General features: G+C 36.1%; 19 protein-coding genes, 2 pseudogenes and 1 CRISPR repeat array (1 of these 22 running past the window's edge). Of the genes and pseudogenes, 4 read left to right on the plus strand and 17 right to left on the minus strand.

Features of this window, described 5'->3' with window-relative positions; translation table 11 throughout:
* Window positions 1-224: 224 nt before the first annotated feature.
* The 3 genes from trhA to C7J90_RS00545 form a co-directional block, all read right to left on the minus strand.
* Entirely contained in the window at window positions 225-905 is a 681-nt protein-coding gene (gene trhA, locus C7J90_RS00535; protein WP_103207961.1) for a PAQR family membrane homeostasis protein TrhA, read from the minus strand.
* A gap of 10 nt (window positions 906-915) precedes the next feature.
* On the minus strand, window positions 916-2,106 hold the full coding sequence (locus C7J90_RS00540) for a UTP--glucose-1-phosphate uridylyltransferase (RefSeq protein ID WP_103207959.1): 1,191 nt from the start codon (window positions 2,104-2,106) through the stop codon (window positions 916-918).
* 89 nt (window positions 2,107-2,195) lie between these two features.
* The gene (locus C7J90_RS00545) at window positions 2,196-2,699 is read right to left on the minus strand and encodes a metal-dependent hydrolase (RefSeq protein WP_103207957.1); all 504 of its coding nucleotides are present in this window, start codon (window positions 2,697-2,699) and stop codon (window positions 2,196-2,198) included.
* Window positions 2,700-2,884: 185 nt separating this feature from the next.
* Here C7J90_RS00545 and C7J90_RS00550 point away from each other — a divergent pair, with 185 nt between their 5' ends.
* On the plus strand, window positions 2,885-3,142 hold the full coding sequence (locus C7J90_RS00550; RefSeq protein WP_103207955.1) for a SunI/YnzG family protein: 258 nt from the start codon (window positions 2,885-2,887) through the stop codon (window positions 3,140-3,142).
* A gap of 75 nt (window positions 3,143-3,217) precedes the next feature.
* Here the strand turns inward: C7J90_RS00550 and C7J90_RS00555 are convergent, their stop codons facing one another.
* From C7J90_RS00555 to C7J90_RS00585, 7 genes are all read right to left on the minus strand, one after another.
* Window positions 3,218-4,588 carry a YjiH family protein gene (locus tag C7J90_RS00555; protein ID WP_103207953.1) on the minus strand — a complete coding sequence of 457 codons (1,371 nt, stop codon included), beginning with the start codon at window positions 4,586-4,588 and terminating at the stop codon, window positions 3,218-3,220.
* A 138-nt stretch (window positions 4,589-4,726) separates the two neighbouring features.
* Window positions 4,727-5,689, minus strand: coding sequence for a FecCD family ABC transporter permease (locus C7J90_RS00560; protein WP_103207951.1), 963 nt, complete (start codon window positions 5,687-5,689; stop codon window positions 4,727-4,729).
* The gene (locus tag C7J90_RS00565) at window positions 5,686-6,711 is read right to left on the minus strand and encodes a FecCD family ABC transporter permease (RefSeq protein WP_103207949.1); all 1,026 of its coding nucleotides are present in this window, start codon (window positions 6,709-6,711) and stop codon (window positions 5,686-5,688) included. Before C7J90_RS00565 ends, C7J90_RS00560 begins: the two co-directional genes overlap by 4 nt.
* A gap of 32 nt (window positions 6,712-6,743) precedes the next feature.
* On the minus strand, window positions 6,744-7,742 hold the full coding sequence (locus C7J90_RS00570) for an ABC transporter substrate-binding protein (RefSeq protein WP_103207948.1): 999 nt from the start codon (window positions 7,740-7,742) through the stop codon (window positions 6,744-6,746).
* A 67-nt stretch (window positions 7,743-7,809) separates the two neighbouring features.
* Window positions 7,810-8,877 carry an alanine racemase gene (locus tag C7J90_RS00575; RefSeq protein ID WP_103207946.1) on the minus strand — a complete coding sequence of 356 codons (1,068 nt, stop codon included), beginning with the start codon at window positions 8,875-8,877 and terminating at the stop codon, window positions 7,810-7,812.
* A gap of 3 nt (window positions 8,878-8,880) precedes the next feature.
* Window positions 8,881-10,644: an IucA/IucC family protein gene (locus C7J90_RS00580; RefSeq protein ID WP_103207944.1), complete on the minus strand. Its 1,764-nt coding sequence runs from the start codon at window positions 10,642-10,644 to the stop codon at window positions 8,881-8,883.
* Complete coding sequence (locus C7J90_RS00585; protein WP_103207942.1) at window positions 10,634-11,806, minus strand: MFS transporter; 1,173 nt, start codon at window positions 11,804-11,806, stop codon at window positions 10,634-10,636. The genes C7J90_RS00580 and C7J90_RS00585 overlap by 11 nt, the downstream gene beginning before the upstream one ends.
* Before the next feature lie 102 nt (window positions 11,807-11,908).
* Here C7J90_RS00585 and C7J90_RS00590 point away from each other — a divergent pair, with 102 nt between their 5' ends.
* Both C7J90_RS00590 and C7J90_RS00595 read left to right on the plus strand, forming a co-directional pair.
* Window positions 11,909-13,873 carry an IucA/IucC family protein gene (locus C7J90_RS00590; protein ID WP_103207941.1) on the plus strand — a complete coding sequence of 655 codons (1,965 nt, stop codon included), beginning with the start codon at window positions 11,909-11,911 and terminating at the stop codon, window positions 13,871-13,873.
* 282 nt (window positions 13,874-14,155) lie between these two features.
* Entirely contained in the window at window positions 14,156-15,316 is a 1,161-nt protein-coding gene (locus C7J90_RS00595; protein WP_103207939.1) for an MFS transporter, read from the plus strand.
* A 649-nt stretch (window positions 15,317-15,965) separates the two neighbouring features.
* Here the strand turns inward: C7J90_RS00595 and C7J90_RS00600 are convergent.
* Window positions 15,966-16,235 (minus strand): annotated as a pseudogene (locus C7J90_RS00600) (group II intron reverse transcriptase/maturase); the annotation flags it as partial.
* A gap of 68 nt (window positions 16,236-16,303) precedes the next feature.
* Here C7J90_RS00600 and C7J90_RS00605 point away from each other — a divergent pair.
* Window positions 16,304-17,448 (plus strand): IS3 family transposase gene (locus tag C7J90_RS00605; protein ID WP_103209691.1). Its coding sequence is split into 2 segments (ribosomal slippage): window positions 16,304-16,550 and window positions 16,550-17,448, totalling 1,146 coding nucleotides; the frame shifts between segments, so codons are not numbered across the junction.
* Window positions 17,449-17,454: 6 nt separating this feature from the next.
* Here the strand turns inward: C7J90_RS00605 and ltrA are convergent.
* From ltrA to C7J90_RS00635, 6 genes and pseudogenes are all read right to left on the minus strand, one after another.
* Window positions 17,455-18,480, minus strand: a pseudogene (gene ltrA, locus C7J90_RS00610) (group II intron reverse transcriptase/maturase); the annotation flags it as partial.
* Between the two features lie 583 nt (window positions 18,481-19,063).
* Window positions 19,064-19,552: an Asp23/Gls24 family envelope stress response protein gene (locus tag C7J90_RS00615; protein WP_103209233.1), complete on the minus strand. Its 489-nt coding sequence runs from the start codon at window positions 19,550-19,552 to the stop codon at window positions 19,064-19,066.
* Between the two features lie 59 nt (window positions 19,553-19,611).
* Window positions 19,612-19,854 (minus strand): DUF2273 domain-containing protein, encoded by a 243-nt coding sequence (locus C7J90_RS00620; RefSeq protein WP_103209234.1) that lies wholly within the window; start codon window positions 19,852-19,854, stop codon window positions 19,612-19,614.
* A 12-nt stretch (window positions 19,855-19,866) separates the two neighbouring features.
* Window positions 19,867-20,412: an alkaline shock response membrane anchor protein AmaP gene (gene amaP / locus C7J90_RS00625; protein WP_103209236.1), complete on the minus strand. Its 546-nt coding sequence runs from the start codon at window positions 20,410-20,412 to the stop codon at window positions 19,867-19,869.
* Window positions 20,413-20,621: 209 nt separating this feature from the next.
* Window positions 20,622-22,124, minus strand: a complete 1,503-nt coding sequence (locus C7J90_RS00630; protein WP_103209237.1) for a BCCT family transporter — start codon at window positions 22,122-22,124, stop codon at window positions 20,622-20,624.
* A gap of 58 nt (window positions 22,125-22,182) precedes the next feature.
* Complete coding sequence (locus C7J90_RS00635; protein ID WP_103209239.1) at window positions 22,183-23,187, minus strand: zinc-binding alcohol dehydrogenase family protein; 1,005 nt, start codon at window positions 23,185-23,187, stop codon at window positions 22,183-22,185.
* 172 nt (window positions 23,188-23,359) lie between these two features.
* Window positions 23,360-23,686: a CRISPR direct-repeat array (repeat unit 36 nt); it runs 1,936 nt beyond the window's last position.

Consider the following 23,686-nt stretch of genomic DNA (forward strand, 5'->3'; position numbering starts at 1 on the left):
TTTTCACTATACATAATTTTCATCTAAAAATGAAAAAATCGAATTATTATTCACTTAGACCGCGTATAATAATCCGTATTTTTACATTTTATGTTATTTGAAAAAGTTCACCTTGCTATTGCAATGTTGAACAGGGTTATGTCGCACTGTACTTTTTCAGTAAAACAGTCAACCTACGCCAAATAGAAACGACATGACATCAATATCAACGCGCTATCATTCACTTACATAAAATAGAGAATACCTACAAAATGAAACATAGATGCAACTAATATAAAAATATGCCAAATCATATGAAAATAGGGTCTATCTTTTTGAGCATAAAACCATGCGCCGATCGTGTAAGCCACTCCACCTAAAAATATAAAAAGTAAAAATAGCCATAAGCCGTGATGAATAATAATAGGCAAATAAATAACACCTACCCATCCCATCATTAAATAGATGAAGAGGCTTAACTTTGGATTGACGTTAGCGGCTATTGCTTTGTATAAAATGCCCCAAATTGTTGTTGCCCATAATATCACCATAATTGTCCATCCAAGCCATCCACCTACTAATACTATAGAAACAGGTGTGTACGTTCCAGCGATAGCAACGTATATCATACTATGATCGATAATGCGCATAACATATTTATGTGGTGAAGCTTGTTGCATCGAGTGATAAACTGTTGATGATATAAACATCATAAAAATACTGATAACAAAAATTGAAACACTTATGGATAATAACACACCTGAGTGTACATAGCTGTATACTGCTGCATAAGGCAACAAAAAAAGCATGAGTAACGCAGCCACACCATGTGAAACTGCGTTACCGACTTCCTCACCAAAAGTAAGAGGGGCTATATCTTTAAAAGCCTGTCTTTTTTTAGGTCTATTTGTTTTAGCGACTGACATTGTGCCACCCCTATTCAATAATATTCAAACGCTTTAAATCTTGAGTTGCTGTCTCTACGCTATCTTTACCTTCCTTATTTTTCAATGGGCTAAACTCTTCTTCACGAGGAACTTGTAGCGTCATAAATGAGGTTGCATATTGAAATATATCAAAATAAAATAATTCAAATTTTAATGTAGGCAACTTCACGATACCAAAATCTTCATCTAATTGTTCAAGTTCTTTAACTGCCAAATGATAAGGCAAAGGTTTATCAACTGCAGCTTGAATAAATGGCACTCTAAACGCATGGATACCGATATTAGCATTATGCAAATCGTTAGCTACTTCAGGCGTTAACTCTGAATATTCAAGTACCTTATCTTTACCATCATTAACGACAAGACGCCCTACACTTTCAAAAGCCTTAGGTTCAATTGATTTTGTCGTCACGTCCCTATGGTGATGAACTGTAAACCCTGCAAAAACTGGGTCTAGCACACGCACAAGGACATTATCAATATTATTCATAAAAATATATTCATTTTGACGCTCAATCATCTGCTGCAAATAACCTGCGCGTTTTAATGATTTAAAAACACCACCATTCCCATTTGGCGTTTCCATAATTAAGCCTTCCTTATTAAAGATGAGTTGACCATCAGTATTCAGCGCAATGATGTTATCTTGCTTGAAGAAAAAGATGTGCTCTGGGTCGTAGCCAAAATATTGATGCCTTTCAAAATATTGACGTGTGGCCTCATCATTGATTTCACTTGTCATAATATACCAATCAATGTAACGACCTGCGTTATCTGAAAGCGCTCGTAATTGACGTGCTTGTAATTCAAATAAACTCACACCTTCAATTTCGAACGAACCTTTTGGCCCTTTATACCCCAACCGTGTACCTTGACCACCAGCTAATAAAAGCACTGCAAATTGTCCTTCTTTAATAGCTGCCAAGCCTTTTTCATAGTACATGTCATAATCCTCTTGAGATAAACGCGCTTTACGTTCAAAGTGGATTTCTTGAATATCGGAAACATCGTCTATCTTTGTTTGATTGACATATACCTCTTCGTACAAGCTCTTAATTTCAGCCAAATCAAGTTCGTCTAATTTGGATTTTAAACGTTCTTTTTCGTTAGTGCACATCATTTTTTCATATTCTGCTAAATGTGCCTGATTATATTTTTCAAGTTTATTTTTATCTAACATATTTTGATATTCTCTCCTTTAGTTAAAAACTAGGACAAGTCAATCGTTATATTCCTTAATTATATACCTTGATAACGTTATAACATGAATTATAAGAAATAACGTATCAGTTGTTTCATTGTTGATTCGAATAATACAAACATCGTCATGATACTAAACGTTGAGGCTAATGACAAATCCAATATACCACCCGTTTTAAATTGGATTGGAAACCTCACACGAATCGGAAGCGGAAAAAATAATTTTACGCCACGAGGTGTTAACATATCTAATATCACATGTGAAAGCATACCACAAATTACGCCAATCATATAGTAAATTGGTATTTGGAGCATATGTAAAAGAAAAAATATCAATCCCATAAAAATTAAGGAATGCGTTAAGGTACGATGACCAAACATATGTTTTATGAATAAACTTAAAATACGAAAATGTTTCCCAATCTTACTTTGTGTATGACATATGTCAGGAAAAATTGAAGCAACACCGGATATGACAAGGCATGTTACCGCTTCGATTAAATCCAGTTCAAAATGTCTCGCAACTACAGCGCCAATGAGCAAACCAGCTGCAGAATGTGTTTTACCAGTCATTGTGGCCCCCTTTCTTACATAAAAGCATTATAGCATAATCATCCAATAAATGCGAACATGTTTTCGTATACTATTATTTCTATTAGTATGACACATTTATTTATTTAGTATCACATATTACTTGTCAAAACGATTTCAATCAGTTATACTATGAGTAACAAAAAGTTAAAGGAAGTGTCGTATAAATGGCAATGACAGTAAAAAAGAATGATCAAGAAGTTCAAATTCAATGGAGAGTTGCAGATATTCGCATTCCTAACGATAAAATTGTAAATGTAAGTGAAGATAGAGATATTCATGCGGTACCTGAAAAAGATAAAACGGTATCTCGTATCGGCTCTACATTTGGTAAAACGAATCGCGTTATCATTGATACTGATGACCACCAATATATTATTTATACATTTAATGATAAAAAAGTTTATAATGAAGTTACTAAATAGTTGACCTAATCATTAACCCCCACATGCCTCTTTTATGAGCCATGCGGGGGTTAGTTTTGTTTGTTATTAAACTGACTAAAATATGATATGTGCAACCAGTACAATAATAGGCAACGTAATCAATGTTCTAATTAGAAATATCGCGAACAATTTCCACAAACTTACGGGAATTTTCGATCCTAAAATCACACCACCTACTTCAGATAAATAAATTAATTGACATACACTTAATACTCCTACTACAAAGCGGGTCATTTCACTTTCAACCCCTTGTATTAAAATAGATGGTAAAAACATATCTGCAAAACCGATAATCATCGTTTCAGATGCTTGTGTTGCTTCTGGCAAATGCATCCATTCTAAAATAGGTACGAAAGGCATTCCAATAATGGTAAAGATAGGTGTATAGGTTGCTAAAATTGTAGCTAATGTGCCAATCGTCATCACAACCGGAATAACAGCTAGCCACATATCCAGTACCGTCTTGATTGCAGTAATGACATAATCTTTGAAATGTGGCGCATGGTATCCTGTTTGAATGGCGTCGTGATATCCTTCTTTAATTGCTGATTGATATGAAAGCGACTGTTCTTGACTGTTACCAGGCTTATGACCATCAATATAATGATCTTCTACATGTCTCAACGGCCATATTCTTGGCATAATCAACGCTGCTACAAAACAAGCAACAATCACTGTACCATAAAAATACATAAAATAATCCATTAACCCTAATGTATCCACAATTACAATCGCAAACGTAAGTGATACAACACTAAAAGTAGTCGAAATTACAGTTGCTTCTCTTCGTGTATAAAAGCCTCGTTCGTATTGCTTGCTCGTAATCATCACACCTACTGTTCCATCTCCAATAAAAGATGCTAAATTATCAACAGCGGATCGCCCCGGTAACGTAAACAGCGGACGCATAATAGGTCTAAAAATAGGCCCTAAAAACTCTAATAACCCATATTCTAATAGCAATGGTAAAAATAGCGCTGCAAAGAAAAAAACAGCCACAAGCGTAGGCAATAAATCTGAAAAAATGAGATTCCCTGTATCATCAGAATATATCCATTCTGAGCCTACTTTAAAAAATGTTAACCATACTATCAAAACTGCACCGATTCTGACAAGTGCCCAAGGCCAAGTCACTTTAAAAGTATGTGTCATAAAATTTGACTTCATTCGAGATGGTGTAATCAAAAAACTATATACAAATGTCAGTATCCCCGACAATGTTATAATCGCGATAATCATCCAAGGCATCATTGCTCCCACTGTATCTTTAAAAATAGAAGCTAAGTATGCTATAGGTAATGTCGTCATCTTTTCACCATTCTCTGTAACAGGAATAGGAATTAAAAATAAAACAATACCTAATAATGAGAGTAAAACAAATTTTGCTTTACCAATATTTCGTTGCTTTTGAGTTAAATTTTCCATTAAGTGCCTCACCTTTCACTAGGGCCATCGCTATATACATCAAAACGCCTCTTTCTTTTGTCTCATCATTATACAAAGGAAAGAGGCGTTATGCAATATCAAATTGAATTTTTATTCACTTTTACGCATATTAAAAAATCACATTTTACGTAATACATATAAGAAATACGGTGCACCTATGATTGCAATTAAGACGCCAACTGGAATATCAATAGGTGGGGCAATCACACGTGCTAAACCATCTGCAAATACCATGAGTAATCCACCAATCAATCCGGACATGATAATAATATGCAAATGTTTATGACCAACAATACTCCGTGCAATATGAGGGGCAATCAAACCTAAGAAACTCAATCCACCAACAACAGATATAGCCGCCCCTGCTAACATAACAGCAGCTAAAAGCAAGATCATCTTTGTGCGATTGACATGTGTTCCGATAGCCGTCGCAACATCTTCACCCAAATGTAAAACATCTAACTTTCGGCTATTTGCAATAATTAATGGGATTGCAATGATAAGCCACGGTAAAATAGTATAAACATGTTGCATAGAACGCCCAAATAGACTTCCTGTTAACCACACTAATGCAATGTTCGCCTCCATTGGATTTCGAATTAATAAGTATTGAACGAGTGCCATCGCGATTGCACCGATTGCCATACCTATAAGCGCTAATTGTGAGCCTTTAACCCCTTTATAGCTAATGAGTAAGGACAAAATAATACTAATGATAATCGCACCGACAAATGAGGCAACTGGTAGCACAAAAAGAGGCGCTGTTGGAAATACGATAATAACAATGACAGCTGTTAAACTCGCACCTTTAGTAATCCCTATTACGTCAGGAGAAGCAAGTGGATTACGAATAATCCCTTGTATCACCGCTCCCGAAATAGATAAAGCTGCTCCTACTAAAATACCTAAAAACATCCTAGGCAATCGATACTCTTGCAAGATAAAGTTTTGACCAGTCAACACTTCTGACAACACGTCTTGGGGCGAAATATATACCGCACCAGCACCTAGGCTTAAAATCGAACAAACAATGAGCAACAAAATAACGATGATATAGCGCTTTGCATAATTAATATTCATCGTGATTTCACTCCTCTCATTGTAATGAATAAGAAGTACAATGCACCGACAAATGACGTTACAATGCCTATTGGTGATTCAAACGGATATGCAATCAACCGACTCATGACATCCGAAATTAACAAGAGATTCGCACCCATAATCATAGATAATAAAATGATTAAAAAGTAATTTCGACTCACATAGTATTTTACGATATGAGGCACTATTAAACCTACAAATCCTATAGGTCCTGCTACTGCAACACTTGAGCCTGCTAACACAACTACAATAAGGCCAGACAGTGCACGAATTAACTTTGTATTTTGACCTAAACCTGTTGCCATTTGGTCACCTAAATCAAGTATTGCCAATTGTCGGGATAACAATAATGCCGCAGTGAGTCCTCCTATTATCCATGGCAGTATTTGTATAATATTTGGCCATTTAATAGTGTGGATTGCTCCTACTAACCAAAACATAACTGTCGTTGTCGCATCCTCATTCAACAAAATAATACCTTGTGTTAAACTTGTAAAAAATAAATGAATCGTCATCCCTGCTAAAGCAAGCTTAACGGGCGTCATGCCTTTCGTTGCATCCGCTAAGACATACACTGCCAAACCACCCAAGAAGGCGCCTATAAAAGCGTAAATGACAGAATTTGCAGCCAAACCAGGTAGTAAAACTGTAATTAAAACAACCATAAACGACGCACCCGCATTCACACCAAAAATTTGTGGCGATGCGAGAGGATTACGTGTAATAGCCTGCATCAAAACACCTGCAACTGCAAGCGCAGCACCAAGTAGTAAAGCACCAAGCATACGCGGCATACGTACATTATGTATTAAAAATGTTTGTTGTGTCTCTTGAAGGTGAAACACATAATCCACAAGTGACTTAAAATTAATATCTGACGAACCCATTGCAAGATTTAAATACACTGCAAAAATAAGAAAACATACGCTCACAATAAATGTGAGCGTATTACGTTTTCTTTGGTGATGTCCGTCTTGAATTGATGAAGTTGATTTTGACATAAGATATCACCTTTATTTAAACGACGAAACGATTAGTTCTTATTGCTTTCTTCTTTAGAAATTTCAGCAAGCTCTTTTGCAATCTCTTCAGATGAAATTAAACCACGTGACTTCGCCCATGTTAAACGATCAACAACGTGTACACGATTATTTTTGACCGCATCAATATTATTCCACACAGAATCTTCTTTCATTTTAGCATAAAATGGATCATCTTCTCCATTCACCATGATAAACATGCGCTCAGGATTAACTTCTGCTAATTGCTCTGAGTTCATATTTAAATATGGTGCATTTAAATATTCTGGGAGTTGATCTGATACTTCTTTTGTTAATGCTTCTTTAAAACCAAGCTCGTGTAAAAATTGGCCGACATATGATTTGTCTGCATGTGCAAGAAAACCTGATTGAGAAATAACTGCCGGAAGCACTTTTAAGTCTTTATTCATCGTAATATCTTTTTTATAGCTATCTATCTTTTCTTGATGTTCTTTCAAACGTTTGTCAGCTTGATCTTCTTTAGATAAAGCTTTTGCGATTGTTTTGAAAGCTTCGATATTCTCGTTGTAGTCAGAATCTAAACTTGGTAATAAAATAGTTGGTGCGATTTTGTTCAATTGATCGTAAGTCCCTTTATGACGATTGTTATCAGCTATAATTAAATCTGGTTTTAATTCACTAATAACCTCTAAATTAGGTTGTTTACGCGCACCTACTGATTTATAATCTCCTAAATTTTTACGAATTGGCTCAATAATATTATTTTTATCGCCATCATCTGCTATACCAACTGGTTTTACACCTAATGCGACAAGTGAATCAACAAATGAGTACTCAAGTGCTACAACACGTTTAGGTTCTTTCGTAATCTTTGTTGTACCACCATCATGCTGAATTGTCACACCTTTATCTGAACTATTTGAGCTTTCTTTTTTGTCAGAATTTCCTGAATCACTGACACTACCACATGCAGCTACAATAAGCATCACTGCAAGTAATAATGCTAAACCTATAAACTTTTTACCTCTCACTGTGCGTCTCTCCTTTATTATGTATTGAACACTATACACCTATATTAATTGATAACGATTCTCATTGTCAACATTGTTTTGAAAAGTTATTAACTTTTGATCGATAAAATCCTTTCAGTAAGGCTTCTATCCCTTCATCTTTGTGATAACACTTTTTTAACTGAGGCACATGCATACTATGGGCAATGGCATTGTAGCTCATTTTAAATGTAATACGATCTCCTAATTGATAATAATCCGCTATGCCAATATCAATTAACATAATATCACTCGTACTTCCGACTATTTTCAGTTTAGAATCAGTAAGCGCCAATCCTTCGATATGTGTGTCGAGCTGACCAATGTCTACTAATGCTTGCATATAGGACTGATGCGTCTCAATGTTCAGACGAGGTTTAATCTCAATGATACGTCCTTCTAGTAAAAAAGCGTCTTCATAAAGTTGTGATACACGCATACCATAAGAAGTTTCATAACCTCTAAGCCATGTTTCACCAATTCTCAATTGATTAATTCGCCCTAAGTCACTATACATTGCTAAAGTTAACATACTTGAATTACCACCAGAAATAGTGTTAAGACGATATCCCATTCTTTTCTCGATATTATCGATAAAGTGATGTATATACGGCAAATCATCTTCTGATGGTGGTAGCGGACGAAAACACATAAAGTTGAATGCAACCCCTTTTAAATAAATGCCTTTTAGAGGTACAATTTCCTTAATCATTTGCGCTACTTCATATGTCAATACACCTTCTCGACCATCTTTCCAATCAATCATTAATAAAATATGATGCGTGACTCCTTTTGATATCGCAATCTTATTGAGTGCCTTAATCGTCGAAAGTTCAGTTTGAATACTGACCTTACTTTTATCAACGATTTCCTCTAGTTCATCTTGATGTGCTCCTTTTATAATCATATACTTCAAATCATCTCGTTGTTTAATAAGATTGACCCTTGATTCTGCAACACACTCAAACCCTGCATCATGCAACATCGAAACGATAACACTATCACCAGCAACACCTTTAGTTACTGGAATCATTTCGATACCACGTTCACTTAACAATCGCTGTAACATGAGCGCATTGTATTTTAACTTGCTTAAATTAATATGCAGTTGAGCCATCCACTACACCTCACCTTTTAATGGATTATCAAGCTGGATTTGTACATATTTTTTCACCTTTTGTTGCATGCGCATATTTAAAAGTGCTTTCACTGTAATCCTATGCCCAAACAATACCTCTCGTAATGCATCAGCGTGTCTCAAGTGATTTCGAATTGCTCGTTCAGTCGTTTCTTTAACGATTTGATATAAAGCTTCTTCAGAGACATCATACTTATGGTGAAAATGATGGATTAACGTACCAAGTTGATTTTGAATAACGGCGTGTTGGAACTTAGCAATAACATCTTCAATACAATCAGCAACAAGACTTTGATTCGTCACTTCGATATTAGGTACTGTTTGGCTTAATGTGTCTATATCAATACGCGCTCCCCCTAAGTCCCTCACAATGAATGAAAATTCATGTGTATCTTTGTCTAGCTGTAATATTGTATTTTGTTGATGCGCCTCAAGTGCAATACCATATGTTTGAATGTAACCGATAAGCGGTGTAATCAGGCGCTCAGCATAGTGTCGAATAAAGGTTTGAATCGTCGACGAATTCACTTCCCCGTAGATATGTTCAATTAAACTATCTACCGTCACTTGATGATCTACTGGATTATATTGTGTTAACGCCGCTGTTACAATTTGAATGTCCTCTTCTATTTGATGAGACGGTGCATAACGTACAATCATTGCAAATTGACGTGCCAAATCTTTTTCAACATCAACATATGCACCATATGGTTCTGCTGCTACTTTTAATGATGGATATATTTCAAGCATATCTTGAAGCTGATGACTTAACTTCGGACCATCTACCGTCGTCACAGTTGAAACCGTTCTGACTGCACTCGTTGCTTGGATATTGACGGGTAGTTTAATGTGATACGGTTTATGGACAAGTGCCATCGTTCTAAATGATAATGTCGCCTTACTCTCTACAGTATGGGGCGTAGGGATGACAAGATGCTTTTCAATTTCATCTTCAAACTGTTTGACAATCACATTTTCGTATTGCCATGGATGTACAAACATGACTTTATACACCTCTAATGGATAATCGAATGATGCCATAAAATGATGAAGCTGGGTTTTTAACTCTGGTATAATTCGATTTAATACGAAGTCGCTCTCTTCATTCATTGACGTTTCATTCAAGAAAGATTGATGAACGAGTACTACTCTAAGCGGGATGATCTTCATAAATTCAGGTGCATAACGTTTCATCTCATCCTTAGTCAATGGCAATTTCGTTTTAGTAAGAGGATGTGATGGATGACCTTCCCAGACCATTCCTTCTGTATACCCTAAACCAGAAAAGTGTTCATCGTCATTCATATGCAACAACCACGATAAGAAATTGAGCGTATTCGGCATCCTTGAAAACTTCAATGAATGTTGTATCGCTGTTTGACGTTGTGCATATTGTTCATAACTCAACGTTAAGCCGAGACAACTCGAATGAAGCTCATCCATTAGGCGTTCGTGGAAATGAATGTCAAAATGCATTTTGAGCACATCCATCAGTTCATCTAATGACGTGATAGCTTGACTATGTTGACCACATGTATACGTTATGGGTCCATTCAATTCAAATTGATAAAATGCACTTCTTGTTTCATATTCAACATGAATACAATGTTGATGTCTTTGGATTTTGATACTGCCATTTTGAATCGTCGTTCGTGTATCATCAGGGAATAAGGATTCCTTAACACATGCTAATAATACACGATATTGAATATTTTGCTCTGCTTTTTTTTGATGATTAACGCTCATGTTTCACGCCTCCATTAAAACTAATATGAATGATATATCCTACTGTCGCAATCACAATTGTCGCAATACCCATTAATAAAAATGTTTGAATAATGCCTATCGCTTCAGAGATTAAACTCATCAGCATCGCCCCTAACGGAATCATTCCTCTATCCATCATGACCACACTTAATATTTTACCTCTATGTTCAGGATCACTATCATTTTGAAAATAAATACGGTTAGATGTTCTTGCAAGTTGGCCACATAAGCCGACTAAAAATATCACTAAAAATAATGCATACACACCAGCTGGATCGATGAGCACAAGTCCAACACCAAATAGAATCGAGCTGATATAGTAAAGTTGTGTTACCTTAACATGCTTCAACACAGTTGGGATACAGAGTGTCGCCACAATTCCACCCACTGCACTAAACGTCATAGCCGTTCCAAACACTGTAGCATCATTAGGAAATCGAAAATCTGTCAGAATCGGCATTAGTGTCGTATATGAATAACCTGTCGCCATAATTAAAAATGATGTCATCATCAAGCGCCGACCTGAATGATGTTGCTTAAAATAGCGCCATGCAATTGATAATGAAAACTTTGATTTTTCAACGACTTGTTTTGTTTTGATATCAAGGGGCATACTCATGATAAGAGATGCCACATAACAGAGTGACTGTGCGATAAATGCAGCCTTCACTCCAGAAAATGCGATTAGAAATCCGGCGATTGCAGGACCAATTGAACGGCAAATGTTCAAAATAAACGAATGATACGCTACCGCCTTAGAAATCGTTAAACGCTTTGATATATCAGGTAGAATCGCTTGACGAACAGGTGTCTCAATCGCGCTAATCACACCTCGCATTAAAGCATAAATATAAAGTATGTACATTGATACATCGCCTGTTATAATCATTACTGTAAGCGCAGTTGTCGTTACTAATGAACACGTAACACTCACTTTAATTAATGTACTTCGTGAATAACGATCTGCAATAGCACCTGCCCATAAACTTAGAACAAAGATAGGTGCTAACCTAAAAAAGTTAATAAAGGCAAGATCTAAAGCGTTATGATTCACTTGATACGCGTACCAATTTAAAGCAATTTGTCCAGTCCAATTCCCTAAAAATAAGAAAAAAGAACTTGGAAAAAACCACTTTGCCAAAATCAATCACTCCTCTTTAATTGATAATCATTCTCATTTCCGATATTATGGATTATACGAATCATCGTTGCATTTGTAAAATAAAAAGAACGAGGTGCTCTAATGTATTCAAAGGAAAATGTATTAAAAGATGATTTAATAAAATTAACCAAAGATGAAAAAGAATGTTATGATACCTTGATTGAACAAAATGAAGAATGGGCTAACGCCTTTCTCAATCACGTTCAAATCGGTCGCGATAAAATTACCGCTCGACTTGTGAGCTCGATTTATCGCGAAAATTTAGTTCAAGGGTTTGATCACGCGCGCATTATGGGAGCGCATCAAATGACACATTCACCTATTCATTCTGGAGAGGTTTTAACAATTCATTTTACATATACCGATCAAACGATTTGTACACAAATCACTGGACGTCATGCTTTTAACCGCATTGATGTTCAAGGTCCATTTTATTGGAAAAAAGGAAATGCGTATGAACGTATCGCACATCCGAATGACGTTTTAGATATCATTATTCAAGAAGATAAAGCATTGGGTGGAGAAGCGGCAGAACAATTTCAAGATGACCTAGAAAATAGCGCCGCGCATATGATTATGGCAATGAGTTATCAACAATTAAACCGCCGTCCCCATTCTTTAATTGAATATATAGAATCACAAGCTGATCCATACCTTACTTCAGAACAGCTTGTCACTGAAGGACATCCGCTTCACCCAGGCGCTAAATTGCGTAAAGGGATGACAACAAATGAAACCATTCAATATGCGTCAGAGTACGGCCATCCTATTGAGCTCAAATTTATTCTTGTACATCAAGATATTGTTCGTGTGCAAGGCGTACACCAAGCCTACTCAAATACAGTATTCGATATGTTTCAAGGACTTTTGGAATCAGCAGAGCAAGCATTAACAGATAAAGAAAATCTCGATGATTATCAGGTGATGATTGTCCACCCTTGGCAGTATCATCACGTGATGCATAAAGATTATTCAAACGCATTGGCATCGCGACGCATCATACCTATTGATTTGACGCGTACGTATTATGCCGGCTTATCATTCCGCACGTTAATGCCTGAATTACCAGATGTTTCACCACACATTAAGTTATCAACCAATGTGCATATTACAGGTGAAATTCGTACATTGTCTGAACAAACGACACATAACGGTCCACTCGTCAGTCATATTTTGGATGATATTGTTTATCAAGATTGTTGGTTTGATACCGTTGCAGCCACACATGTATCAGAAGTTGCGGGGGCTCACTTTTATGAGTCACAAGCAGACAAAGATGAACAAGAGCGACTCAGCGAGCAATTAGGCACATTGTACCGTAAGAATATATATCACTATGTTGATCAAGATGAATTGCCTTTCATTGCATCAAGTCTAGTAGCATCAAACATCAAGACCCAAACACCACTTGTCATTGACTTGATTCAACGTTATATGCAACAGCACACTGATTTAGATGAAATAGAAGCTATCTGTCAATGGTTTAACACTTATGCGACAGCACTGATTGATTTTGTCGTACCGTTACTCGTCAAATACGGTATCGGTCTTGAAGCACACCTTCAAAATACGATAGCTGTTATCGATCAAAACAATGGCTCGCTTAAAAAAATGCTCGTTCGTGACTTTGAAGGTTTACGAATCGATACAGCTCAACTCGAAAAAGCTGGCTACACAACAAAGGCTTTTCATGAGAAATCACGTATCCTAACAGATAGTCAAACATCTGTATTTAATAAAGCTTTTTATTCAACTGTTCAAAACCACCTTGGAGAACTCGTTGCAGCAATTGTCAAACACTACGTTCACCCAGACTTAGAACAGTTATTATGGAATCAAGTAAGTACACGAATCAAAGCGCTATTTACTGTCTTTTACGATAGTTCACTTGACCCATCACGCATAAAAGAAATAGAGCGCGTTTTCTTTAGCGAAACGATTGATTATAAATGCGTAACTACAATGCGACTCCTTGATGAAGCACATGAATACACGTATATTAAAGTGCAAAATCCATTGCAAATGACGATGCAAACAAACGACTAGTAATATGCCATTTCAATGATTTCAAGTAACGTATTTTATACTTTTGAGTAATGTAACAATAGAGGCTTGGATTTTGATGTATATATCAATAGCATCCAAGTCTCTATTTTGCGTTATTTTTTATTTCAAAACTTCGACACATCAATTTCATTGTGATAAACTTTGTAAGTATGGATTCAATGCGACTCTTATTGATACAGATATTGAATCATGATACGATATTCATCTTTTCTTATTAATAGGTTTTAAAAACCTTTAGCGACATACAAAGGAGTGCAACTTATGACAATCATGCGTACAATTACTTTTATGCTGAGTATTTTTATTGTCGGAATGGTTGAATTGGTTGTAGCAGGGATTATGAATCTGATGAGTGCAGATTTGAATGTATCGGAAGCTTGGATAGGTCAACTCGTAACCATATATGCCTTTACCTTTGCATTAACAGGCCCTATCCTCGTTAAACTCACGTCCAGATATTCACCTAAGGTCGTCTTACTAAGTGCTATCGTCTTTTTTGTCATTGGCAATTTAATGATTGCACTCTCTCCAAACTTTGTCATTTTAATTATTGGCCGCATCATTTCATCAGCCGCTGCAGCATTAATCGTAGTCAAAATACTAGCTGTCACTGTTGTTTTATCAAGACCTGAACATCGAGGTAAAATGTTAGGTATTGTTTACACTGGTTTTAGTGGCTCAAATGTATTTGGCGTACCGATAGGAACATTGATTGGAGACTGGTTAGGCTGGCGTTTTACATTTGGAATGATTATTGCAGTTGGTGTATTAGCAGGGATTTTACTTGCTGTCTATTTACCTAAACAATTAACTACACATCACGAAGAACCTGTTACATCTACAAAACAACCATTGCATCACAAAAGGGAAATTTTCAAGCTGCTCTCCATTACATTTATCGTTTTAACAGCGAATTCTGCAGCCTATATTTATATTAATCCATTGATTTTATCAGGCGATCATACAATTCAATTTGTGTCATTGGCTCTATTAGTGATTGGTATTGCAGGTATGCTTGGAACATCGATGGGTGGCTATCTCACCGATCGACTTTCACCTAAAAAATGGCTATTGATCAGCGTATCTTGCTTTATTGCGATTATGCTTATACTTAATCAGTTGTGGTCTACAAGTATCTGGTTACTCCTCTTTTTATTTATTTGGCACATCATTCAATGGAGTACCAACCCCGCAATACAATCAGGACTTATTGATCAAGCACAAGGCGATCACAGCCACGTAATGAGCTGGAATATGTCCGCTCTTAATGCAGGTATTGGCTTTGGCGCTTTACTTGGTGGTATTATCGTATCACACATCAGTTTATTTGCGACACTTTATATCGCTTCATTATTAGGCGTTATGGCATTAGTAATTGTGATTTCACTTAAATCACCCAAAACACATCGACACTCAGCATAAATTATTTCACAAAAAGGAACTGGGATATAAATATCGGTTCTATAGTAAATCGGACTGGTGTATAAATAATTTCATTTATTTGATTGTTCCATAAAGCCTCGCTTTTCTAGGCACCTCAGAAGTCTCGGCTTAGGAATCAATCAAATGTGCTATATTTATTCACATCCCTAAGTTATAAAATATGACTTACCAACTCAATTTTACTGATTTATGTCGTATTAAAAGAGGCATTAATGTTCAAGACTTTATGATCACACAACGAAAAGGAGTTAAACAATCCATTATTGCATAACGCCTTAATTTAATGCTCTCAGTCCAATTTGACTGAGAGCCAAAATATCTCAGTAATTGAAAAACTTCGAGGTTTTCGTAAGAAATTACGAAAAATCTCGAAGTTTTTTCTTTAATTCAATGATACGAAAGTGTCTTTTTTAAAAGTATTTTAATGTAAAATTATACGTATATCACGTCGTATTGTTGGCGAGACGCCTGAGGGAATAGGATGAGCGTCGAGACCGGGCCCCGACCCGTCCCCTAGAAAATGCGAGCCAAACAATACGAATGATTGATAAAATCGAGTAGGAGAGTAGCCATTAATTGACTACTCGTCCTCTCACACCACCGAGCGTACGGTTCCGTACTCGGCGGTTCAATATCTTGCGTAAGCCAACTCTGCAAGCTGGGTTAATGGTATCAGTCCCCACTTGTAGAGTTGTTTTGTTGTAAGTGCACGATGAACCTCGTGCGTGTTTGATAGTCGCCAGTACTTTTTTCGAGACTGTGCGATTTTCATCGCACTTCTATGGTCAAGACCATATTGGCGCAACATCTTATACTTAGTTCTTACTCTTTTCCACCGTTTAAGTATGAGTTGTCTAAGTCGGCGGTTTAACCAAGATTGCGTGTTTTCAATATGAATCGTCTACACTTAGTTGGACAAATTCTATGAGAATAGATATTGTTAAATTAAGAAAGTAGGCGATTTTTATGACAAGAGAAAGAAGAACTTTTAGTCCTGAATTTAAATTACAAATGGTAAAGCTTTATGAAAATGGTAAGCCTAGAAATGAAATTGCTCGTGAATATGATTTAACACCTTCGGCGTTAGGGAAATGGATTAAGCAACATCAAAATACTGGTTCATTTAACCATCAAGATAACTTAACTAATGAAGAAAAAGAACTAAGAAAATTACGTAAAGAAAATCAACAATTGAAAATGGAAAATGATATTTTAAAGCAAGCAGCGCTGATCATGGGACGAAAATAGATGTCATTCGAAAGAATGCCAATAAATATTCAGTATCAGCAATGTGCAAAGTCCTGCAAATCTCTAGAAGTAGTTACTATTACGAAATTAACAAATCACCCAACGTTGAAAAAGATGATCGAGATAAGGAAATTAGCGATAAAATTATCGAGATTTTCAATTCTAATCGCAAATGTTTTGGAACAAGAAGGATTAAAAATGAACTTATCAAAAATGGTTTAAATGTCTCAAGACGACGTATAGGACGCATTATGAAAGCAAATAAATTAGTATCTTCTTATACGACATCGAAGTATAAATCATTTCCTTCTCGCTCAAGTGAACGCGAAATCAATAATGAATTAAATCAAAGTTTCAATAGAAAAGAACCATTGGAAGTTCTTGTCAGTGATTTGACATATGTAAAAGTGGCTGGAAAATGGCATTACATATGTTTATTTATTGATCTTTTTAACCGTGAGATTGTTGGGCATAGCGCAGGCTCAAAGAAAGATAGCACGCTTGTATCCAAGGCACTTAGTAGCATTAGACACGATTTAAGAGACGTACAAATGTTTCACACTGACAGAGGAAAAGAGTTTGATAATCACATGATTGATGATGTACTAGATACCTTTGGTATCAAAAGATCTTTAAGCATGAAAGGATGTCCATATGACAACGCAGTAGCTGAAAGTACATTTAAAGCGTTAAAAACTGAATTCATTAAACAGTATGATTTTAAATCTATTAATCACTTAAAACTCGAATTGTTTGATTATGTTAATTGGTATAACAACATTCGACCTCATAGTGCATTAAATTATCTGACGCCGAAAGCGTACAAAGATAGTTTCTATAAAAACTGTCTAGAAATCTGTTGACATACCAATAAATTCTCTGATAAAACCTCTACCAAAGTAATTTATCCAGCCTCTCGTCACTTGGTTAATTTCAGTGATAATGTCTTTAAAGGTACCGGGTCTATTTCGTTTCGTTATTTTCCTTAAGACGCGTATTAAATTTCTTTTTGCTTCCGTAGTCGGTCTGAAACGACAAACCCCATTTACCTTGGTTATTAGACAACTCAAGAACTTTAAACGTGTGACTGCTCCTATTCTGCTTTTATCTTCATTGACAGCCAACTTCAGTTGCTTTTCAATGAATTTCGTTACACTCATCATTACGCGTTCACCTGCACGTTTTGTCCGTACAAAGATGACAAAGTCATCTGCATAGCGTACAAACCGGTGTCCACGCTTTTCGAGTTCTTTATCCAGTTCATGTAGATAGATATTACATAGTAAAGGAGAGATAACGCCCCCTTGTGGTGCACCTATCTTTCTTTCTGCGACTTCGCCAGATAGGTCAATGGCACCTACTTGTAAACTTCTACGGATAAATGTTGAAATTGACTTATCTTGAACATGGCGTTCGAACAAATACATCAGCTTATCATGATTTAACATGTCAAAGCACTGTTTCAAATCACAATCCACGGCTATTTTATAGCCCTCTTCGTAGTAAATAGCGCATTGCTTAAGTGCTGTTCCTGTGCTACGATTAGGTCTGAAACCATGGCTATGATTCGAAAATGTTCGGTCGATGCTGGGTTCAATCACTTGTTTAATCGCTTGTTGTATTACCCTGTCTCTAGCGACAGGGATACCAAGCACACGCATTTTCCCATTTGGTTTGGGAATTTGCACTTTTCGAACTGCTTGAGGTTGGTATGTGCCTTCAAGCAGTTTTTTCGTTATCTGTGAAAAGTACTGCGCAAAGTGAGCACGAAGTTCACTGACTTTCATGCCGTCAATTCCAGGAGCACCTTTGTTTTTCTTAACTTTCTTGATAGCTTTTTCTATGTTGTCTGGTCTTACAACAAGCTCCATCAATGATGGAGACTTACGATACATTTCTTTCATTTCACCTAAGATTTACTGTACACACTTATGTATTCTTTTTTTTCGTTCCACTACTTATCCTTCCATAAGCTGCCGATTAAACCGTATTCTGTACGTCGTAAATCTATAACCTCCAATCTTTACTTTGTATTGAATATTGTTCAGTCCTTCGGTACATTTTCCCTACTATGACTTCTGCTGACTTCTCATCATTCGTTGTTACTACGGTAGAGTACCGCTGATGAGACCTCCCCGGGTAAGATGTAACCTCTTTCCACTCATGCCACCGCATCATTTACTATATAGAACTCGGGTAGTATTGGACTTTATCTTGTTCTGCAGATTCATCCATTCTACATAGCCTTGTATGATGTTTCTGTTCGTCAGTGCGAGTGTTTGCGTCCGACTTCCTTCAGATTCCACTTCGCAATGGACACCCTTGTCTTTCGCTAACAGTTCCTACTACCAAGCCTGTAACGGACTTTCACCGTCAAGATGTTACCCATGCCGGGCGCACGGAAAAGCGTAGAGGTGATTCAATCATGAACCATCTCTACGCTATATTTTGGGATTGATATCCCAAACTCTTTTAGAATTATTGTAATCCTTTATTTTCGTTATTGTCTTTATTTTTTTGATTTTTTTGTTGCCATTCTTTAAGTGTCATCACGTCATCAACTTGCATGTTCACTTCAACAACTTCTAAACCAGTAATGTGCTTCACTTGTTCTTTAATAAGTTCAGTGACTTTACGGAAGATTTTTGGTGCTGATTCACCATATTCTAAGATCACTTTTAAGTCGATTGCAGCTTGTTTTTCACCAACTTCAGCGCTTACACCTTGTGTTACATTGTTACCACTAGTGAATGAACCGCTAATGCTATCTACAAAGCCGCCTTTCATATCAAGAATACCTTTAACTTCGCGAGCTGCGATACCTGCGATTTTTTCAACGACTTCATCAGAGAATGTTAAGCTGTTTTTGAACTCAGGTTGTTGAGATTCACGTTCTTGACGTTCTTTCTCATTTACACCTGTTTGATTGTTGTATGATTCTTTCACGTTATTGTTTTCAGTTGCCATAGTCAAAAACTCCTTTTAAATAATTTTAGATCGCAAAACTTAATATATTTTCAAATCTGTCAACTCAATCGATTTAGAAAATTTAAAAAATCTTGTGTACGGTCTTTAATATACCCTACACCAATGCCGATTAAACATAATACGATAATTAAAATGGTTTTCCAAAAGCCAAGTGTTAAAAACAAAATTGCAATAATCAAGAAAAAGAAGAAGCCGATGATACGCCATTTATAGTTATTGAACTTAACTGCAAATTGTTCAACAGCATCTTGACTAGTTTGATTATGTTCATGATTAGCCATAAGACCCCTCCTTTACACAACGCGTGGTGCATTTGGATTTTTTTTCTGATCGCGTACATTAATTTCAAGCTTTCTTACTGGTAGTTCAGCAAAACGTTCGACACTTTCTTTAATATCGGCACGTACTTGTTCATTTAATGTTTGGATATTTGTCGTACTCGTTGGTACTAGATAATCCGCTTTTACATCAATAAAACTATTGTTTTTCTTGTTATATAATTTAGAAACAACATTAGGCTGACGAATATCGTCATATTTTTTGATCGTATCATATACAGTATTTTCGATGGATTTACGAGATACATATATATGACCATCACTATACACTTTGTACAGTCCCGGCTTACGATGGGTCGGTTTAAATGTACTAAAAAATAAAATCAAGCCAATTAAGATTAAAAAAGCAGCTAATCCAATTAACAGTGGTTCAAACCAATTGAATTGATAAAAGTAATCTTGATATTGTGTTATAGGCTTATAATCTATGTACATGAATAATAAGAAGCCCACAATTACAACAATCAATAAGCCTAAAATAAAATTCTTAAGTCTTTTCATCTTTTCTGTCACCTCACATTCTACGTTACACTTAAAAATACCCAATCTTATCAAATAAAAACATATCAAAGATTATTTTTCTGTATGACAACAATATTTTTGTATTGTGCCAAATTGATAAAAAAAGATGAGACATCATAGATATAGGCTTATCTCACTTATGACCTAGTGCGTTTTAAACCTCAATCTTTATATCTCATCCTCATGTATTATGAATCTTTTTTAAGACGTGGTCTTTCAACCGCGAGTGCTTTGAATAACGACCATACCATCAATATAATCACAAAAGAAAATGGTAACGCCGCTATAATCAGCAAGTTTTGGATAGCTTGTGTCCCACCAGTGAGCAACATAATTAATGCAAATAATGCAAGCATTATGCCCCAGCTCACCTTAACTATACTTTTTGGGAAATGATCACCTTTTGTACTCAACATCCCAAGTACATATGTTGCTGAATCAGCAGAAGTGACAAAAAATATCATGACCACAATCAATGTTAATATACTAATAACGTAGCCAAGTGGGAAGTGAGACAACATCGCAAATGTCGCTGTTTCTGTTGCTTCATGCGCGATGTCTGCAATACCATTCGCTTGTAGATAAATTGCTGACGCACCAAATACCGCAAAAAAGATAAAGCATACAAATGCTGGGACAAATAATACACCCACAATAAACTCTTTAATCGTACGTCCTTTTGAAACACGCGCAATAAATATTCCTACAAATGGCGCCCAAGAGATCCACCACGCCCAGTAGAAAACTGTCCAACTTTTCATCCAATTCAACTTTTCATCATTGTCAATCGGCATACGTAAACTCATATCAAAAAAGTTTGCGATATAGTTACCGAGACCATTCGTAAATGTATTTAAAATATATAATGTTGGTCCTACGATAAATACAGTCACTAACACGATAAATGCAATCAACATATTGAGATTACTTAAAATCTTAATTCCTTTACTAATACCTGACCATGTCGACCACGTAAAAAGAATCGTCGCAACAACGATAATCACAACTTGTGTCGTAAAGTTAGATGGCATATTGAATAAAAAATTCAAACCTTCGCCAATTTGGAGTGCCCCAAATCCTAACGTTGCAGCAACACCTGTCACCGTCGCAATAATCGCCAGAATATCAAGCACGTAACCAAACGTCCCAGCCATACGCTTATACCCAAACAAAGGTGTCAACGTCGCACTGACTAAACCAGGATAACCTTTATGATAGTTAAAATAAGCAAACACGAGAGCGACTATCCCATATACCGCCCACGCATGTATACCCCAATGAAAAAAAGCAAATTGAAAACTATCATTAATCGCTTCTTGCGTCCCCAATGGATGGATAGGGGCTGACTTAAAAGCGTGCGAAATGGGTTCAGCTGTTGTCCAAAAAACTAAGCCAATCCCCATCCCAGCACTAAATAACATCGCAAACCAAGATTTTAAAGAAAATTCCGGTTCTTCTCCTTCTTTACCTAGCGTAATCTGACTATATCTTGAAAATAATAAGTAAAGACACACTAAAAAGAGCGCCAAAACTAAAAGTAAATAATACCAACTAAAATATTTGGAAATCCACGCCGTCACCTTCTGCGTCATATTTTCCATATCATTAGGGAAAAGTGCGCCACTTAATACAAAAACGGTACACAATATTAAAGAAACCCAAAAAACGGCACCTACTCGGCTTGTTTTCATAAATTAAAACACCTCTGTATTTGTTTTCCTTCTTTTTCCCTAAATCCTGATCACTAACCTAAAATTTTATGACTAACTTACCAACGTGCGATTGATGCTCCATCTTTTCATGTGCTCGATATACATTCTCAGTTGTTAAGCCTTCTAAGACCTCTGTTAGCGTCGCTTGATACGTGCCATCCTGTAATTTTAAAGCCAAATCATCAAGATACTTTTGATAATATTGCGTTTCAATCTCATAAGTCAATCGTGTAAACATAGATTCGTGCGTTAATGTCACACTTTTTTGTTTCAACGCATTTAAATCTTGTTTTTCTTTAAATGTCACAAGTGTCATAATATGTCCGCGTGGCTTAATCAAATCGATCATCACATCGTAATACATATCTGTATCATACGTACAGAAAATATAATCTGGTTGCGGTAAGTGTTGTGCATCAAATTGTGAAACTAAATCTTCACGATGATTTAACACTATATCAGCTCCCATTTTTCGAGACCACGTCATCGTTTCATCTCTAGAAGCTGTCGTTATGACTTGTAACCCATACGCTTTCGCAATTTGCGTTGCGATGGATCCCACACCGCCTGCACCATTAATAATGAGCAATGTCTTACCTTTATTTTGCTCTGGATTTTCTGAAATACCAAAAACATCAAATAGCGTCTCATATGCTGTAAACGCCGTTAAAGGTAAACTAGCACCTTCTTCAAATGTCAATTGTTCAGGTAAATGCGTCATATACGCTTCATCTAATACTTGATAAGTTTGATTCGACCCTTCCCATTTAGGTGCACCGACAAACATCACACAATCCCCTACTTTAAAACGTGTCACATCTTCACCTACTGCTTCAACAACACCTGCCCCTTCATATCCTAATACACGTGCTTCAGTCTGAAGTGGTGTTTGACGCGTCTTTGTATCAATCGGATTCACACCTGATGCATGAACAGCTATTCCTACTTCATGAGCATTCACTATTGGTTTTTCACGTGTCACTTTTTCAAATAAATTCCCATCTGACAATTTAAAAGCGTGTTTTGCAATAATAGACTTCATCGAACTTCCCCTTTCTTAATAAAATAAAACAATCTTCTCTAAAAAATATTTGACTATATCATTTCATTATATCAATGAAAAGAAAAGACATGTATCATTAAGATTTCTCGATTATTGATTATCAATTGGTCATTCCAGTATTATCATTATATCTAAAAATTCAGAAAAAAATGGTATACTTCATTCTAAATAAACATAGTTCTAAAACTGCGTAGCTTCTTGAGTTTTTCTAAATTCGTTTTACTTCTTTCTAAATAATCATAGTTCTAAAATTATTCCTCTTTTCTTAGTCACATGCTTATGTTTTACTTCTTTCTATATAATCGTAGTTCTAAAACATACTCGACAATTTCATAATTTGCAGAGTTGTTTTACTTCTTTCTAAATAATCATAGCTCTAAAACAACACTTTCCACATTAGCCCAATTTTATCGTTTTACTTCCTTCTAAATAATCATAGCTCTAAAACCCAACTAATTTGTCAGTGATAGGGTCGTCA

It is taken from the genome of Staphylococcus felis (assembly GCF_003012915.1).
In the GTDB taxonomy this organism is placed as follows: Bacteria; Bacillota; Bacilli; order Staphylococcales; family Staphylococcaceae; genus Staphylococcus; species Staphylococcus felis.